The 16,461-nt window shown below is 70.4% G+C and carries 18 protein-coding genes; 11 read left to right on the top strand and 7 right to left on the bottom strand.

The features are described 5' to 3' along the window. Positions 1-150: 150 nt before the first annotated feature. Positions 151-2,169, top strand: coding sequence for a phosphocholine-specific phospholipase C (locus LOZ83_RS16180; protein WP_236791482.1), 2,019 nt, complete (start codon positions 151-153; stop codon positions 2,167-2,169). Positions 2,170-2,262: 93 nt separating this feature from the next. On the opposite strand, the gene LOZ83_RS16175 is transcribed toward LOZ83_RS16180, so the two are convergent. Further along, positions 2,263-2,613 (bottom strand): UBP-type zinc finger domain-containing protein, encoded by a 351-nt coding sequence (locus LOZ83_RS16175; protein ID WP_236791480.1) that lies wholly within the window; start codon positions 2,611-2,613, stop codon positions 2,263-2,265. Positions 2,614-2,676: 63 nt separating this feature from the next. On the opposite strand from LOZ83_RS16175, the gene LOZ83_RS16170 reads away from it, so the two are divergent. The 7 genes from LOZ83_RS16170 (at position 2,677) to LOZ83_RS16140 (ending at position 8,813) form a co-directional block, all read left to right on the top strand. After that, positions 2,677-3,126 carry a MarR family winged helix-turn-helix transcriptional regulator gene (locus tag LOZ83_RS16170; RefSeq protein WP_236791478.1) on the top strand — a complete coding sequence of 150 codons (450 nt, stop codon included), beginning with the start codon at positions 2,677-2,679 and terminating at the stop codon, positions 3,124-3,126. Further along, positions 3,123-4,043 carry an NADP-dependent oxidoreductase gene (locus LOZ83_RS16165; protein WP_236791477.1) on the top strand — a complete coding sequence of 307 codons (921 nt, stop codon included), beginning with the start codon at positions 3,123-3,125 and terminating at the stop codon, positions 4,041-4,043. The genes LOZ83_RS16170 and LOZ83_RS16165 overlap by 4 nt, the downstream gene beginning before the upstream one ends. A gap of 162 nt (positions 4,044-4,205) precedes the next feature. Then, on the top strand, positions 4,206-5,672 hold the full coding sequence (locus tag LOZ83_RS16160; protein ID WP_236791476.1) for an amidohydrolase family protein: 1,467 nt from the start codon (positions 4,206-4,208) through the stop codon (positions 5,670-5,672). Then, positions 5,669-6,811, top strand: a complete 1,143-nt coding sequence (locus tag LOZ83_RS16155) for a CaiB/BaiF CoA-transferase family protein (RefSeq protein ID WP_236791475.1) — start codon at positions 5,669-5,671, stop codon at positions 6,809-6,811. The genes LOZ83_RS16160 and LOZ83_RS16155 overlap by 4 nt, the downstream gene beginning before the upstream one ends. Next, entirely contained in the window at positions 6,804-7,601 is a 798-nt protein-coding gene (locus LOZ83_RS16150; RefSeq protein WP_236791474.1) for a citryl-CoA lyase, read from the top strand. The genes LOZ83_RS16155 and LOZ83_RS16150 overlap by 8 nt, the downstream gene beginning before the upstream one ends. Continuing rightward, a complete protein-coding gene (locus LOZ83_RS16145) occupies positions 7,594-8,457 on the top strand; it encodes an extradiol ring-cleavage dioxygenase (RefSeq protein WP_236791473.1) in 864 nt (287 codons plus the stop codon). Before LOZ83_RS16150 ends, LOZ83_RS16145 begins: the two co-directional genes overlap by 8 nt. Next, positions 8,454-8,813, top strand: a complete 360-nt coding sequence (locus tag LOZ83_RS16140; RefSeq protein ID WP_236791472.1) for a hypothetical protein — start codon at positions 8,454-8,456, stop codon at positions 8,811-8,813. The genes LOZ83_RS16145 and LOZ83_RS16140 overlap by 4 nt, the downstream gene beginning before the upstream one ends. A 50-nt stretch (positions 8,814-8,863) precedes the next feature. On the opposite strand, the gene LOZ83_RS16135 is transcribed toward LOZ83_RS16140, so the two are convergent. Then, positions 8,864-9,664: an IclR family transcriptional regulator C-terminal domain-containing protein gene (locus tag LOZ83_RS16135; RefSeq protein WP_236791471.1), complete on the bottom strand. Its 801-nt coding sequence runs from the start codon at positions 9,662-9,664 to the stop codon at positions 8,864-8,866. A 143-nt stretch (positions 9,665-9,807) separates the two neighbouring features. Between LOZ83_RS16135 and LOZ83_RS16130 the strand changes: the two genes are divergently transcribed. Then, positions 9,808-10,395, top strand: a complete 588-nt coding sequence (locus tag LOZ83_RS16130) for a hypothetical protein (RefSeq protein ID WP_236791469.1) — start codon at positions 9,808-9,810, stop codon at positions 10,393-10,395. Here the strand turns inward: LOZ83_RS16130 and LOZ83_RS16125 are convergent. Both LOZ83_RS16125 and LOZ83_RS16120 read right to left on the bottom strand, forming a co-directional pair. After that, a complete protein-coding gene (locus LOZ83_RS16125) occupies positions 10,392-11,240 on the bottom strand; it encodes a zinc-binding dehydrogenase (protein WP_236791467.1) in 849 nt (282 codons plus the stop codon). The two genes, LOZ83_RS16130 and LOZ83_RS16125, sit on opposite strands and share 4 nt — an antisense overlap. Before the next feature lie 28 nt (positions 11,241-11,268). Next, complete coding sequence (locus LOZ83_RS16120; protein ID WP_236791465.1) at positions 11,269-11,820, bottom strand: TetR/AcrR family transcriptional regulator; 552 nt, start codon at positions 11,818-11,820, stop codon at positions 11,269-11,271. A gap of 80 nt (positions 11,821-11,900) precedes the next feature. Here LOZ83_RS16120 and LOZ83_RS16115 point away from each other — a divergent pair, with 80 nt between their 5' ends. Further along, the gene (locus LOZ83_RS16115; RefSeq protein ID WP_236791464.1) at positions 11,901-13,136 is read left to right on the top strand and encodes an MFS transporter; all 1,236 of its coding nucleotides are present in this window, start codon (positions 11,901-11,903) and stop codon (positions 13,134-13,136) included. 13 nt (positions 13,137-13,149) lie between these two features. On the opposite strand, the gene LOZ83_RS16110 is transcribed toward LOZ83_RS16115, so the two are convergent. Beyond that, positions 13,150-14,124, bottom strand: a complete 975-nt coding sequence (locus LOZ83_RS16110; RefSeq protein WP_236791463.1) for an AraC family transcriptional regulator — start codon at positions 14,122-14,124, stop codon at positions 13,150-13,152. Positions 14,125-14,206: 82 nt separating this feature from the next. Here LOZ83_RS16110 and LOZ83_RS16105 point away from each other — a divergent pair, with 82 nt between their 5' ends. Beyond that, the gene (locus LOZ83_RS16105; protein ID WP_236791462.1) at positions 14,207-14,689 is read left to right on the top strand and encodes a DUF1772 domain-containing protein; all 483 of its coding nucleotides are present in this window, start codon (positions 14,207-14,209) and stop codon (positions 14,687-14,689) included. Here LOZ83_RS16105 and LOZ83_RS39805 read toward each other — a convergent pair. Together LOZ83_RS39805 and LOZ83_RS16100 are read right to left on the bottom strand one after the other, a co-directional pair. Beyond that, entirely contained in the window at positions 14,686-14,814 is a 129-nt protein-coding gene (locus LOZ83_RS39805; RefSeq protein WP_255823907.1) for a hypothetical protein, read from the bottom strand. The genes LOZ83_RS16105 and LOZ83_RS39805 overlap by 4 nt on opposite strands. Continuing rightward, positions 14,798-16,459 (bottom strand): hypothetical protein, encoded by a 1,662-nt coding sequence (locus LOZ83_RS16100; RefSeq protein WP_236791461.1) that lies wholly within the window; start codon positions 16,457-16,459, stop codon positions 14,798-14,800. The genes LOZ83_RS39805 and LOZ83_RS16100 overlap by 17 nt, the downstream gene beginning before the upstream one ends. Between the last annotated feature and the right edge of the window lie 2 nt (positions 16,460-16,461).

The raw sequence follows: 16,461 nt of genomic DNA, 5'->3' as shown, positions 1-16,461 counted from the left end.
GGGGTGAGCTGTCCTTTTCGCATATCGGCGCGGCCGAATGTTTCCCAGAGCTTCGCCGTGCGGTCGTTTCCGCGCTGTGCTCGCTCACCAGACTGGTCGGTCGATGGGGGCACCCGAACGCCCCAACCGATCCCGGAAAGAGACGAGTTCATGACCGATCTCAACCGCCGCCGGTTTCTCCAGGTGGCCGGTGGCACGGCCGCGGCGACGATGCTGTCCGACAGCATCGCGCGTGCCGCCGCGATCCCGGCCAGCCACCGTACGGGCAGCCTGCGCGACATCGAGCACATCGTCGTGCTGATGCAGGAGAACCGCTCGTTCGACCACTACTTCGGGACCCTGCGCGGCGTCCGCGGCTTCGACGACCCCCGGCCGGTGGCACTGGCCAGCGGCAAGCCGGTCTGGTATCAGTCCGACGGGACGAAGGACGTTCTCCCTTTCCGTCCGACGGCGAACAACCTGGGCCTGCAGTTCATCCAGGACCTCCCGCACGGCTGGACCGACACGCATGCCGCGTGGAACAACGGCCAGTACGACAAGTGGGTGCCCGCCAAGGGCAGCACCACCATGGCGTACCTGACCCGCGAGGACATCCCGTTCCACTACGCGCTGGCCGACACGTTCACCATCTGCGACGCCTACCACTGCTCGTTCATGGGCTCGACCGACCCGAACCGCTACTACATGTGGACCGGGTACACGGGCAACGACGGCAAGGGTGGCGGCCCGGTCATCGGCAACGATGAAAAGGGCTACGGCTGGACCACCTACCCGGAGCGGCTCGAGCAGGCCGGGGTGTCGTGGAAGATCTACCAGGACATCGGCGACGGTCTCGACGCGGCCGGCGGCTGGGGCTGGATCAACGACGCCTACCGCGGTAACTACGGCGACAACTCGTTGCTGTACTTCAACCAGTACCGCGACGCGCAGCCGGGCAACCCGCTCTACGACAAGGCGCGCACCGGCACCGATGCCAAGAACGGCGGCGGGTTCTTCGACGTCCTCAAGGCCGACGTGAAGGCGGGGAAGCTGCCGCAGGTCTCGTGGGTCGTCGCGCCGGAGGCGTTCACCGAACACCCGAACTGGCCCGCCAACTACGGCGCCTGGTACGTCTCGCAGGTGCTGGACGCGCTGACCTCGTCGCCCGACGTGTGGAGCAAGACCGCGCTGCTGATCACCTACGACGAGAACGACGGGTTCTTCGACCACATCGTGCCGCCGTACGCGCCGGCGTCCGCGGCCCAGGGTTCGTCCACTGTGGATACGTCGTTCGAGGTCCTGAACGGGCTGCCCTACGGTCTCGGGCAGCGGGTGCCGATGCTCGTGGTGTCGCCGTGGAGCAAGGGCGGCCGGGTCTGCTCCGAGGTGTTCGACCACACCTCGATCCTCCGGTTCATCGAGCGCCGGTTCGGGGTGCGCGAGCCGAACATCTCGACGTGGCGCCGCGCGGTCGCCGGTGACCTGACGTCGGCGTTCGACTTCTCCCGCAAGGAGACCTCGGTGCCGGCGCTGCCCTCGACGGCCGGTTACGCGCCGCCCGACCACGACCGGCACCCCGACTACGTGCCGACGCCGCCGAGCAACCCCGCCCTGCCTCGGCAGGAGCGCGGCCGCCGTCCGGCGCTGCCGCTGCCGTACGACCTGGTCGTCGACGCCCAGGTCACGGGTGGCACGTTCGCGCTGCAGTTCACCAGCAACGGCACGGCCGGCGCCTGCTTCCACGTCACGTCGGCCACGGACAAGACGGGGCCGTGGAGCTACACGGCCGGTGCCGGGAAGCGGCTTTCCGCGCAGTGGAGCGTTTCCGGCGCGTACGACTTCACCGTGCACGGGCCGAACGGCTTCTTCCGGCGGTTCGCCGGGAACGGTGCCGGGGTGGAGGTCAGCGCCCGTCCCGCCGGTGACAGTGGCGACCTGAAGGTGCTCCTGACCAACAGCGGCAAGACCACGGTTCGCGTGACCGTCGCCAACGCCACCGGATACGGCTCGACTCGTCCAACGTCCTACCAGCTGCGTCCCGGCGACCGGGTTACGCATTCGGTGGACACCGGCGCGGCCGCGGGCTGGTACGACCTGTCGGTCACCGCGGGCACGTTCGTCCGCCGGCTCGCCGGCCATGTGGAGACCGGTCGCATCACGCTGACCGATCCCGCGCTCGGCGCGCACTGATCACCGCGGGCGGGGTCCCGGTTCAGCACAGCCGGAACCGGGACCCCGCCCGCCTTCGGGCGCGCGGCCCGGACAGTTCTTTGCCACCACAGGTCAGGTGTGCAGGTGCTGACCCCAGTCCGCCGGGACGCGGTCCGCCGGGCCGGGGGCCGTCTGGTCCGCCGGGTGGTTTTCAGGCCCGGCGAGTGCGGGGCCGGCTTCGTACAGGGTTTTCTCGCTGTAGTCCCAGAACCACGCTTCGCCCGGTTCGAAGCTGCGCACGAAGCGGTGCCCGGTCTCGGCGAAGTGCGCCGTGGCGTGCTGCATCGGCGAGGAGTCGCAGCAGCCGACGTGCCCGCAGTGCGCGCAGCGCCGGAGATGGAACCACCAGCCGGGCGGATTCGCCGCTTCGCACTCGGCGCATCCGGTGCCGCTGGGCCGTGCCTCAGGGTCGATCCCGTCCATGCGCCTACGGTACCCGCCCGAGGGATAGATTACCGCTAATTAATTACGTGCTAATCTAGTTGCATGGGTCTGCGGGAAGTGTTCGACAACCTGGTCCGCCTCGAGACGGTGCTGTGGAACGCCCTGGACGCCCGGCTGCGCAAGGAGTTCGCGGTCACCATGGGCAGTCTGGACGTGCTGCTGGTGATCGAATCGACCGAAGCGTGCCGGGTGTACGACATCGCGAACGCGCTGGCCATCACCGTGGGCGGGGCGAGTCAAGGGGTGGACCGGCTCGAACGGCAGGGCCGCATCGTGCGCCGCCCGAACCCGGACGACCGGCGCTCGTCCCTCGTCGAGCTCACGCCCGCCGGCCGCGACCTGCTCGCCGCGGCGGGCGAGGTCTTCGACGACGAGCTCGGAAAACACTTGCGTGACCCCATTTCCGCGGGAGCGCTGGCGCGGTTCGACACCACGCTCGCCGCACTGCGGGCGGCCGCGCAGGACCAACGACCGGAAGGGAACGCGTCATGAGCCAGGCACGCGCCGTGCGCTTCGACCGCTACGGCGGCCGGGAAGTCTTGTACACAGCCGAAATCCCGATCCCCGAGCCCGCCGCGGGCGAGGTCCTCGTCGCGGTCCGCGCGGCCGGCATCAACCCCGGCGAAGCCGGCATCCGGTCCGGCGCGGTCCACGAGCGCTTTCCCGGCACGTTCCCGTCCGGCCAGGGCAGTGACCTGGCCGGGGTGGTCGCGGCGATCGGCGACGGGGTCACCGACCTCGCCGTCGGCGACGAGGTGCTGGGCTACTCCTGGCGGCGGTCCAGCCAGGCCACGCACGTGGTCGTGCCCGCGACCCAGCTGATCCCGAAACCGGCCGGGCTGAGCTGGGAGGTCGCCGGTTCGCTCTACGTCGTCGGGGTCACCGCGTACGCCGCGGTGCGCGCCGTCGACCCGAAGGAGGGCGAGACCGTCGCGGTGTCCGCGGCGGCGGGCGGGGTGGGCTCGCTCGTCGTGCAGTTGCTCGGCCTGCGCGGCGTCCGGGTGCTGGGTATCGCCTCGCCGGCGAACGACGACTGGCTGACGGCGCACGGCGCGATCCCGGTGCACTACGGCGACGGGCTCGCGGAACGGCTCGCGGCGGCCGGTCCGATCGACGCGTTCATCGACCTGTTCGGCCCCGAGTACCTCCGGCTGGCCGTCGAGCTGGGCATCCCGCGCGACCGGATCGAGACGATCATCTCCTTCGCCGATGCCGCGGAGCTGGGGACGAAGGCCGAGGGCAGCGTGGACGCCTCCACCCCCGAGGTCATGTCGGAGATGGCCGGGCTCGTCGCCGGTGGGCAGCTCGAATTCCCGATCGCCGCGACCTTCCCGCTCGAACGGGTCGCGGACGCGTTCGCGGTCCTCGAACAGCGGCACACGCACGGCAAGATCGTCTTGCTGCCCTGACAGGGGCGGGAGGGCGAAGCCCGGGCGGACTCATGTCCGTCCGGGCTTTTTTCATGCGCCCGAGTTGCTCTTGACTCCCCGGCGGCGGGCGACAACAGTAACGGGCGTATCGTCGTCCGTCTAGCGGACAGTTGTACGGAAACGACACAAGGGAGCGTCGCGATGACCCAGCCGAGCGAGTTCGCCCCGGGCAGGCCTGTGCTGTTGCGGGGTGGCACCGTCCTGACGTTGGACGACCAACGTCGTACGTTCGACCACGGCGACGTGCTCGTGACCGGCGACCGGATCATCGCGGTCGGGCCGGACCTGGCAGCCCCGGCGGACGCCGTGGTCATCGACGCGACCGGCGGCATCGTGCTGCCCGGCATGATCGACACGCACCGGCACATGTGGCAGACCGCGATGCGCGGCTACGGCGCCGACTGGACGCTCACGCAGTACTTCGTCTGGTACTACCTGGAAAGCGGCAAGCTCTTCCGCCCGCAGGACATCCACGCCGGCAACGTGCTCGCCGCGATCGAGGCACTCGAGTCCGGCGTGACGACGGTCGTCGACTGGTCGCACGGACTGCAGACCGTCGACCACGCCGAAGCCGCCGTCGACGCGCTGCGGTCGGTGCCGGGCCGGTTCGTGCTGGCCTACGGCAACATCCAGGCCCCGCCCGCGGAATGGACCGGCACGCCCGAGTTCCGCGAGTTCGCGCGCCGCCATCTCACCGGCGACGACCTGCTCGGCTTCCAGCTCGCGTTCGACGTCACCGGCGACCCGGCGTTCCCCGAGCGGCCCGCCTTCGAGGTCGCCCGCGAGCTCGGCGTCCCCGTCACCACGCACGCCGGGGTGTGGGGCGCGACCAACGACGACGGCATCCGGCTCATGCACGACAACGGTTTCATGACACCGGAAACCGTGTACGTGCACGCGGCGTCGCTGTCGGCGGACTCCTACCAGCGCATCGCGGCGACCGGCGGCTCCATCTCCGTCTCCACCGAAAGCGAACAGAGCGCCGGCCAGGGCTACCCGCCCACCTGGGCCATCCGTGCCCACGGCATCCCGGTCTCGCTGTCCATGGACACCTCGGTGTGGTGGAGCGGCGACCTGTTCTCGGCCATGCGCACGACACTCGGCGCCGACCGCTCGCGCGAGCACCTCGAAGCGCACGTCAAGTCCGAGACCGTCACGCACGCCAGCCTGCGCGCCGAACACGTGGTGGCGTGGGCGACCCGCGGCGGCGCGCACGCCATCGGCCGCGACGATCTGGGCAGTCTCGAACCGGGCAAGAAGGCCGACGTCGTGCTGATCAAGAACGACGACTCGGCGGTCTCGTTCCCGCTGCTGAACCCGTACGGACACGTGGCTTTCCAGGCGCAGCGCGGGGATGTGCACACGGTGCTGGTCAACGGCAAGGTGGTCAAGCACGAGCACAAGCTGGTCGGCATCGACCTGGCCGCCGCGCGCCGCGAGGCCGAGGAGACCATCGGCCACCTGCGCTCGGAACTGGGCGAAGAGGCCTGGCGGAAGGGGATGAACCCGGACGTGCCCGAGACGAAGATCCTTGACAATCCTTACACGTACACCGAATACCGCAGCGCGGCGACGCACGGCAAAGCCGGATTGAGGGGAAACGAATGACGGATGGTACGGGTCCGCTCGCCGGAATCCTGGTGGCGGACTTCTCCCGGATCCTCGCCGGGCCGTACGCGACGATGCTGCTGGCCGACATGGGCGCCGACGTGGTGAAGGTCGAAGGCCCGCGTGGCGACGACACGCGCACCTGGATGCCGCCGGTCCGCGACGGCGTCTCGACCTACTATCTCGGCATCAACCGCGGAAAGCGCTCCATCGCGCTGGATCTGCGTGCCGAAGCGGACGCGAAACTCGCGCGAGAGCTCGCGCGGCGCGCGGACGTGGTGATCGAGAACTTCAAGCCGGGCGGGCTGGACAAGTACGGGCTGGACTTCGACGCCGTGCGGGCGGACAACCCGGGTGTGGTCTATACCTCCATCAGTGGCTTCGGCTCCGGCGCGGGTAAGGACGTGCCCGGCTACGACCTGATGGTGCAGGCGATCTCCGGGCTGATGAGCCTCACCGGAGACCCGGACGGCCCGCCGTACCGGGCGGGCATCTCGGTGTTCGACGTGATGGCCGGAAACCATGCCACGATTGGCATTCTCGCCGCCCTGCGGCATCGGGACGCCACCGGGCAGGGCCAGCACGTCGAGGTCAACCTGTTGTCCTCGGCACTCACCGGGCTGGTCAACCACAGCTCGGCGTACGTCGCGGGGGACACGATCCCTTACCGGATGGGCAACGCGCACCCGAGCGTGTTCCCGTACGAGCCGCTGCCCACCGCCGACAACGACCTCATCGTCACCGCCGCCAACGACGGCCAGTTCCGGAAACTGTGCGAGGTATTGGGAATTCCGGAGATCGCCGACGATCCGCGGTTCGCCCGCAACGCCGATCGCACCGAGCGGCGCGACGAGCTGCGCCCGATCCTCGTCGGGCGGCTGCGGGAACGCGGCGCGCTGGAATGGTTCGACCTCCTCGTCGACGCGGGTGTCCCTTGTGGACCGATCAACACCATCGACGGTGGTTTCGCGATGGCGGAACGGTTCGACCTCGACCCGGTCGTCGAGGTCGGGGGCATCCCGACGACCCGGCACCCGATCCGGTTCTCCGAAACCCCGGTGAGCTATCGCCTCCCGCCGCCGGAACTCGACGAGCACGGCGCCGAACTGCGGAAGTGGCTGGAGGACGAGGGTGACTGAGTATCCGACCGCGCTCGGCGCGTCGTCGCTCGAGAAGATCACCTTGCTGGGCCAGGATCTGGCCGGCGACGTGATGGGCAAGGTCTCCTTCGGGGAGCTGGCTTTCTGGCTCGCGACGCAGCGCCGTCCGGCGCCGGGGGAGACCCGTGTGTTCGAGGCGGTGCTGGCGGCACTGGCCGATCACGGGTTCACCCCGACGGCGATCGTCACCCGGCTCACCTACCTGTCCGCGCCGGACTCCATCCAGGGCGCGCTCGCGGCCGGGCTGCTCGGCGGCGGGTCGCGGTTCCTCGGCGTCACCGAGGACTGCGGCCGCTTCCTGCACGAGGTGCTGGCCGGTGCGCAGTTGCCGATCGACGACGAGGGCTGGGACGCGCTCGCGCTGGAAACCGTGACAGCCCAACGGGAAGCGGGAAAGTTCATCCCCGGTCTCGGGCATCACGTGCACAAGGACGGCGACCCGCGCACGCCGCGGCTGTTCGAGATCGCCGCCGAGGAGAACCTGTACGGGCCGCACCTGTCGCTGTTCGCGGCGATCGGGCGGGTGCACCCCCGGGTGCTCGGGAAGACGTTGCCGCTCAACGGTGCCGGGGTGTGCGGTGCCGCGCTGGCCGACCTCGGGCTGCCGCTGGAACTCCTTCGCGGCTTCGCGCTGCTCGCCCGTACCGCCGGCCTGATCGGGCAGCTCGCCGAGGAGCTGCGGAACCCGGTCGCGAACGAGATCTTCCTGTCGGTGGATCTGCACAACGAATCCGTTCCCCCGCAACCCTACGGAGGCTCGCATGGCTGAGCTGGTCGCGGTGATCGCGTCCACCCACCATCCGTTCTACTATCGCGCCAGCACCGCCACCGGCGAGGACCGGCCGCCGTTCGCCGACGAATGGGTGCGCAAGATCGAGGCGTTCCGGGAAACGCTGACGAAAGCGCGGCCGGACGTGCTGGTGATGGTCGGTTCGGACCATTTTCACCAGTTCTGGCTGGACAACATGCCGCAGTTCCTGGTCGGCAAGGCGCCCTTCTACGACGCGAACTGGTACAACGAGGAACGCGAGTTCGGGCTGCCGAAGATGTTCCTCAAAGGACAGGAGGACCTGTCGGCGTATGTGTTGCGCGAGGGGCTGGACGCCGGGTTCGACCTGGCGTTCTCAAACGAGCTGCGGATCGACCACTCGATCACCTGCCCGATCATCACCCTGCGCCCGCAGAACGACCTGCCGATCGTGCCGATCTACACCAACATCTTCGCGCCGCCGCTGCCGCAGCCGAAACGGTTCGTCCAATTGGGACAGACGATCCGGCAGCTGATCGAGTCCTGGCCGCGCGCCCAGCGGGTCGCGGTGATCGGCACCGGGCACCTTTCGCTGGAGCTGGGCGGGCCGCGGCAGTTCGGGCCGCACGGGCCGGACCCGGAGTTCGACCGCAAGGCGGTGGACTGGATCGCGGGCGGCGATCTCGAGAAGTGTCTCGGCGAGGTGACGCTGGAAAGCCTGCACCTGCCCGGAAACGCGACGCACGGGTTCATGGACTTCATGCTCATGATGGGTGTCGCGGGCGAGGGGCAGAAGGCCGACTACACCGACACGTACGACCTGTTCCACACCATGGAGGCCTATTTCACCTGGTACCCCGGCGGAGGCGCGCGGTGAGCAAGTACCTGCTGAACAAGTTCCTGTTCACTGTGGACCGTGACCCCGATCTGGTCGAGCGTTATCGCGAGGACCCGGTGGGCACCGTTTCGTGGTGGGAGGCCGGCGAGGCCAACCGGATCCTCGGCTCTCACGGCGGCGAATCCTCGACGTGGCTGCGCTTCGACGACACCGAGCGCGCGGCACTGTCCACTCACGACTATCCGAAGCTGTTCGAGCTGGGCGCGCATCCCTTCCTGACGCTGACGCTGTTCATCGCCCTGTTCGAGCGTGACCACGAACCGATGGGCTTCCAGACCGAGTACGCCCGGCGGCTCGCGCACTTCACCCTGCCCTACCCGGACATCGCCACCTGACTGTCGAACTCGCCGTCGCGAGTGTCGGACTCGCGGGGGGGGGGGGCGAGTCAGACGTCGATGGTTTCCAGGGGGCGGGAATGCCAGGCATCCCAGTCGGTGCTGATCGCGCTCGCGGTGCGCAGCAGCAGCGGCAGGTGGTGGTCGACGAGCGTCTCCATCGTCGTCTCGGCGGCGTGCGCGTTGACGTTCACCGCGGCGACGACCTTCCCGTCGCCGTCGCGGATCGGCGCGGCGATCGAGCGGATGCCCAGCGCCAGCTGCTGGTCGGTGCTCGCCCAGCCGCGGGCCCGCACCTCCCGCAGGGCCGCGTCGATCTCACCGCGATCCGCCGTCCACCGGGACGGCACGCCCGCCCGGCTCGGCTCGGCCAGCGCCCGGTCGAGCTCCGCCGGGGTGAGCGCGGCGAGCAGCACCTTGCCGAGCGACGTCGGCAGCGCCGGGAACCGGGTGCCGATGGTGACGGCCAGCGCGACCAGCTTCGGCACCGCGACCCGCGCCACGTACACGATGTCCGACCCGTCGAGCTGGGCGATCGAGCAGGACTCGTTCGTCTGCCGCACCAGCTCGCGCAGGTGCGGCCTGGCCAGCTCCCACAGGCTGACCGAACCGATGTACGCCATGCCGAGCTCCAGCACCCGCGGGGTCAGCGAGAAGGTGCCGTCCGTACCGCGGACATACCCGAGCTGCTCCAGCGTGATCAGGATCCGGCGTGCCGTCGGCCTGGCCAGCGACGTCGCGGTGGCCACCTCGCTGAGCGTCATGGCCGGTCGGCCGGGTTCGAAGCAGCGGAGGACATCGAGCCCCCGCGCCAGGGCTTCGATGAACTCGGGGTTCCCGTCTCGCCGCATAGGGGAGAGGCTACCCGGTGCCCCGCGTCCGGCGGACAGTTGTCCGTCACACGGTGACCGCCCGGGTGTCTCAAGTTGAGACAGGGTGTCGCCGGGATCGCGCCTATCGTCGAGTCGTCCAGCGACCGAGGCGAGGAATCCCAGTGGCCGACACGATCAACGAACCGGTGACGGTACGACGGCTCGCGACCCCCGCCGCGCAGGCGCTGGCGGATCTGGCGTCGATCTTCAACGACCTGCAGACCGTGCTGCGGTGCTGCGAGCGGCTCGTGGCCGAGCTCGCCGGGCGGCCGGACGACGTGGTCGTCGAAGGGGTCTGGACCACTGCGCTGATTTCGTATGCGCGGTGCTTCACCACCGGCAACCGGGGGGTGGGCCTGACCGAGGACGACGTCCGGTCGGTCACGTTGCCGGGCGAAGTGCTGGAATGGCACAAGGTGCTGCGGCGGCTGCGCAAGCACTACGCGGATCCCGCGCAGAACCCGCGCGAGCGGTTCCAGGTCGGGGCGGCCACCGATGCCGAGGGCCACGTCAAGGGCCTGGCCATCACCTCGCTCCCGCAGCCGCCGCTGGACGAGGTCACCGTCCGGCAGACCGGCGCGCTGGCCTACCAGTTGAGCCTGCTCGTGGACAAGCGCATCGGCGAGCACCAGGACCGGGTGCGGGCCGCCGCGAACGCGATGTCCCCGCAGGAGCTCGGCAAGCTCGACCTGATCGAGGTCAGCTCCTAGAAACGCGTGACGAGCAGCGTTTTTCCGATCGCCCGGCGGGATTCGATCGCCGCGTGGGCTTCCGCGGCGCGCGCGAGCGGGTACGTCTGGCCGATCAGCGGGACGATCCGGCCTGCCGCGGCTTCGCGCAGGATCCGTTCGGTGAAGCCCGGCGCGGTCGGCGCCGGCGTCCGGTGGTCGACGACGCGGCGCTTCGCCAGTTCCGCCGCGGCCGCGCCGGGTTCGCCACCGGCCCCGTCGAACACGACATCGACGTAACCGGCTTCCTCCGCCCAGTCCGGCTCGCCGTAGTCGACGACGGCGCCGGCGCCGAGGGACTCGGCCAGTTCGAGCTTCGCGCGGCCGTGGTCGGCGGCGATGACCCGTGCCCCGGCGGCATGCGCCAGCTGGACGAGCACGCTGCCCAGCGCGCCGGCGGCGGGCAGCACGAGCACCGAGTCTCCACTGTGGACATCCGCGGCCTCGAACATCGCCAGCGCGGCACTGCCTTCGTGCAGCAGGGCGACGGCCTCGTGCTCGTGCAGCCCGTCCGGGATCTCGGTCAGCGTCTGCTCCGGGGCCAGCACCTGCTCCGCATAGCCGCCGTTTTCCAGCCGCGCCACCACGTTCTTGCCCAGCCACGTCCCCGAGACGCCGTCGCCGATCGCGCTCACCCGGCCCGCGACGCCGGTGCCGGGTACATAGGGTGGCTCCAGCTGGGAGTTACGCGCGGCGAGATCGAGGCCGAGCACCCCGGCGGCCGCGACGTCGATCACGACCTGGCCAGGGCCCGGTTCAGGGGCGGGGACGTGCGTGACCCGCAGGACCTCCGGTCCGCCGAACGCGGTGACCTCGATCTGGTGCATGTTCGCAGTCTCCAACCTGGAGCGTGGTTCAGGTCAAGCGCATGAGGTTCCGCACGAGCCCGCGCACCCATTCGGGCTCCATCGGCTCGCGGGTGAACAGGGCGCGGTAGTAGAGCGGGCCGAGGATGAGGTCGGCGGCGATGTGCGGGTCGGGCGCGGTCCCGTTCCGGTCGCGCTCGCGGTCGAGGATCGCTTCGAGCTGGGCATGCCGGTCGCCGAGGCAGGCGCAGCCGCCCTCGGGGGCCGCGCCGATCGTCGCGCGGATGAGGGCGATGACGTCCGGGTCCGACAGGTCGGTGCTCACCCCGACCGCCCAGTGTTCGAGGTCGTCGCGGAGGTTGCCGGTCTCGGGCACGACGATGTCGCCGCTGAACCGGCTGATCGCGACCTCGCTCAGCAGGTCGGCGAGCGTGCCCCAGCGGCGGTAGACCGTGGTCGGGTGCACGCCCGCGCGGCTCGCGATGACCGGCAGCGTGACGTCCTCGGCCGGGGTCTCGGCGAGAAGCTCTTCGACGGCCCGGTGCACGGCCGCGCGCACCCGCGCGGACCGCCCGCCCGGCCTGGTGGTGGTGACGGACATAGTCCCATTATCGCATTGATCGCTGCGTTTGCGCTAAGGTGGATTTCAAACGCATCGATCATTGCTTTAGAGGAGTGATCTTGTCCGAGTCATCAGCCGCCATCGCCCTGCCGCGGCCGCTCAGCGCGCGCAGACGGTTGCCGCATGCGGTGTCCTTCGCCGCGGTCGCCGCGATCGCCGTCCTCTTCCTGGCCGCCTCGAGCGCGCCGTCCCCGCTCTACATCGTCTACCAGCAGAACTGGCATTTCTCCGCCGAGACGCTCACCGCCGTCTTCGCGGTGTACGTGCTCGGGCTCATCGCGTCACTGCTCGTGCTGGGCGCCTTGTCCGACCACATCGGCCGCCGGCCGGTCCTCGCTTCGGCGATCGCGCTGGAAGCGCTTTCCCTCGTGCTGTTCCTCGTCGCCGGGGACGTGTCGGTGCTGTTCATCGCCCGGCTCGTGCAGGGCATCGCGACCGGTGCCGCGATCACCACGCTGTCCGCCACACTCGTCGACCTCGACCCGCCGCACGCCCCCGGCCGCGCCGGTGTCGTCAACGGCATCGCGCCGACCACCGGCCTCGCCCTCGGCGCGCTGGGCTGCGGCGCGCTCGTCCAGTTCGCCCCGGCGCCGACGCACCTGGTGTTCGCGCTGCTGCTGGCCGGGATGGTGCTCGCGGCCGTGATCGTCGCGGTGATGCCGGAGACCTCCGCGCGCCGTCCCGGTGGCATGCGGTCGCTCGTGCCGCGGCTGGGTGTGCCGGCCCGGCTGCGCCCCGGTTTCTTCGCACTCGTCCCGATCATGATCGCGGGCTGGTCGCTCGGCGGGCTGTACCTGTCGCTCGGGCCGTCGGTCGCGGCGGGGCTGTTCGGGCTGACGAACCACTTCATCGGCGGTCTCGTGGTGACCCTGCTGTGCGCGACCGGCGCGGTGACCACGTTCGGGCTGCGGAAGCGGCCGGCGGCGCAGGTGCTGTGGGCCGGCACGGTGCTGCTGGCGGCCGGGATCGCGATCACGCTGGTCGCGATGTCCGGCGGTTCGGTGCCGGTCGGCATCGCCGGCACGATCGTCGCCGGGATGGGCTTCGGCGCGTCGGCACTGGCGACTTTCGGTACCCTGGCGCGACTTTCGGCCCCGGCCGAGCGGGGCGAGCTGTTCGCGGTCGCGTATGTGGTGTCGTACCTGGCGTTCAGCGTGCCCGCGGTGGTGGCCGGTTTCGCCGCGACGGCGTTCGGGCTCAAGCCCACGGCGATCGTCTACGCGAGCGTGCTCCTGGTCCTCGCCGCGGCGGCCGTGGTGGTGGAGCTGGTCAGGACGCGCCGGGCGGCCGCCTGAGCTGCCCGGCTGCTCAACCCGGCTCCGCGCCCGCGGCCGTCACCGGAAGTTCTTCGCGCGCCCGCCGGTATTGCTGGGGGCTCAGGCCGTACTCGCGTTTGAAGGCCGTGCTCAGCGCGAACGCGCTGCCGTAGCCGACCTGCCGTGCGATCGCGGCGACCGTCGCGTCCGGACGCTGGCGCAGCAGGTCCGCTGCGAGCGCGAGCCGCCAGCCGGCGAGGAAGGCCATCGGCGGCTGGCCGACCGCGATCGCGAACCTCCGCGCCAGCGTCGCCCGTGAGACGCCGGTGCTGGCGGCCAGCGACGTGACGGTCCACGGGGTGGCCGGGTTGTTCTGCAGCAGCCGCAACGCGCGCCCGGCGACCGGATCGCGATGCGCGCGGTACCAGGCCGGCGCCGCGTCGTCGCGGCGGGCGAACCAGGTCCGCAGCACGGAGATCAGCAGCAGGTCCAGCAACCGGTCGAGCATCGGCTCCTGGCCGGGTTCGTCGCGGCCGATCTCTTCGGCCAGCAGGCCGACCAGCGGGCTGTCCCAGTCCTCGTCGCGCACCACCAGCACCGGCGGCAGCGCTTCGAGCAGGCGGCGGCTGATCTCACCGGGCATCGCATACGTGCCGGTCAGCAGCGTGGTCGGGCCGTCGGGCGCGTCACCCCAGGTGCGGACGCCGAGACTGGTCAGCGTGGTCAGCGGCGCCCCGCCGGGGGTGGCGCAGCGCTGGCCGGGATGGATGACCGCCTGCGGCGGCGTGCCCGGATCGTCGGCGACCGTGTAGTGGTCCGGACCACGCACGACGGCGACATCCCGGTGGCACAGGCGGACGGCTTCGGCGTGGTCGGGGGTGATCCACGCGTCGCCGCGCACGACGGCGACGAGCGTCAGCGGCGCCTCGTCCTGGATCCGGAGCGACCACGGCGGCGTGAGGATCGACCGCAGCAGGAACGCCCCGCGCGCTCTCGGACCGTCCAGCAATCCAGCGAGTGTGTCCACTGCGCGAAGTTTAGACGGGAAAGCATGGGTTTGAGCCGCTGAACGATGGAGGAGCGCACCGCCGCCCGGTTGACTGGACCGCATGTCCGAAGGGTTCGCACTGGGAGTGCTCGTGGCGGCGGTGCTCGCCGCTGGGCTGATCGCGGGATTGTTCTACAGCTACTCGGTTTCGGTGATGCCCGGCCTCGCCCGCGCCGACGCACGCACGTACGTCGAGGGGATGCGCGGGATCAACGTCGCGATCCTGAACGGCTGGTTCGCGCTGTCCTTCGGCGGCGCGCCGGTGCTGGCGCTGGCGGCCGGGCTGCTGCACCTCCCGGCGAGCCTGCGCCCCGCGCTGCCGTGGATCGCGGCCGGCTTCGTACTGCTGCTGGTGATGATCATCGTGACGATGACCATCAGCGTCCCGCTCAACAACGCGCTCGACGCGGGCGGCACCGATTTCGCGGCTGTGCGGGAACGGTTCGAGAACGCGTGGGTGCGCTGGAACAACGTCCGCACGTTCGTGTCCATCGCCGGGTTCGGCTGCCTGGTCTGGGCGCTCGTGGTGCACGCCCGCGCTTAGCGCAGGTACCACAGCACCAAGAGGACGGCGAGATACACCAGCCCGGCGAACACGATGATCGCCACCGCCGCGAGGCCGAGCCGGAACGCGCGGACCGACGGCGGGGGTTCAGGTTGCTCGGTCATCGGGGTCGGGTCCTCCGGGTAGGGTCACGCGGCCGCGCTCGATCAGCCAGGTCAGGGGCGCGGCGGCGGACTGCGGGTGATCGGCCGTCCAGCCCTGTGCCGACGAGACGAGGAAGAACCGGACCGCACCGAAATCGCGTTCGGCCGCCGTCACGAAATGGTCCAGTCCAATACGGTGGACCCAGGCGCGCACGGCCGCGTGCCCGGGCCGCAGGTCCGCCGCCTCGGGCAGGACCTCGACGAGGTCGGCCTTCACCACGGCGACCGCGAGCGGCAACTGCTCGGTGGGGATGCGGAACTTTCGCAGCCGCTGGATCGTCGCCTCGTAGGATTCCATCGTGCCCTGGCGCGCGGGCCGGGCCTTTTCCAGCAGGGTGTTCTCCTGGGCGGCGGCCTGGGCGTGCACCGGCGGAATCGTGAACGGGTCGAGCACGAAGACGATCCCGGTCGCGTGATCGAGGAACTCGAGTTGCTCGTTCTGTTGCCAGTCCTCATAAAACTCGCCGGCGACATCGTAGAGATGCAGCAGGGCCTTGCCGCGCCCGTGCCGCCGGGCCCAGCGGCTGCCGGAGATCCGCACGGTCACGGCGGCCGGCAGCCGATCGACGCTGGACTTCGGCGTGTCCTCGCCGGACCTGATGATCCTCGACCCCTCCTCGAAGATCCGCTTGCTTTCCTCGTCGACCAGCGAGAATTCGCTGCTGTGCAGCCGGGTCCGGTCGCCCAGGGCGAGTAACCCCGCGTAGGTGAGCCGGGTCTTGCCCGCGGACTGCGCGCCGACGACCGGCAGCCGGATTTCCGGGACGGCGTGGCTGCCCGGCCGCAGCGGCCGCCGGCAAGCGGGGCAGACGCCGGAGAGTCGCCGTGCCGCGCGGAACACGGTCGTCGGAAGGAGTTCGCCGCAGCCACAGCGCCGGAACCACACGCCGAGCGGGCCCGGCCGCAGATCCCAGTGCACCTGCCCGCATCGCGGTCCGGAGCAGCGGAATCCCGGGCGGCTGTGCCGGTGACAGTGCGGGCAAGGAGGGTTCGCCCGCAACAGCTTGCGCGTGAACCGGTCGGCCGTATGCGTCGCGCCCGCGACCGCGGACCACAGCAGGCTCGCGAGCGCCCACAACGTCGCGGACAGCGTGAAAACCACCAGGATCCCGCAGCCCAGCCCGATCAGGAACGCGAGCAGCACGCCCGCGGCCACCGCGAGCAACGGCCAGGCGACCAGCACGACGCCCAGCGTGATCCGGTAGTCCTCGCCGGCGATCTCCCGGATCCACGCGCTCAGCGTGGTGACGCTCTGCCGCACGATGTCGAATCGCCGGAGGACGGGACGGCCGTCCAGCCAGAACTGGAGCGCGAGATAGTGCGGCCAGGCGCGGTCCGGGCGCCTGTTTCGGAGGCCGAGCGGCCGCACACCATCGGCGATGTCGTCGGGCGTCGCCGTGACTTCGGCGAAGGTGCGGGCGTTCAGCAACGACGCGGCCACGACACCAGTGGCCGTCAGTGCGCCCAGCAGCCCCGTGCTCGGTAGCGCGACCACCGACACCGGCACGAGGAAACCCGTGACCGCCAATGCGGCGCCCAGGTAATAGAAATAAGCGACCGCCGCGGCTGCCGCGCCGCCGAGGAGGACCAGCAGAAAGGTGCGCATCG

Source organism: Amycolatopsis sp. GM8, assembly GCF_021653975.1.
Lineage (GTDB): Bacteria > Actinomycetota > Actinomycetes > Mycobacteriales > Pseudonocardiaceae > Amycolatopsis_E.
The sequence above is the reverse complement of the archived record's forward strand: the minus strand, read 5'-3'. Positions and strand labels throughout refer to the sequence as shown.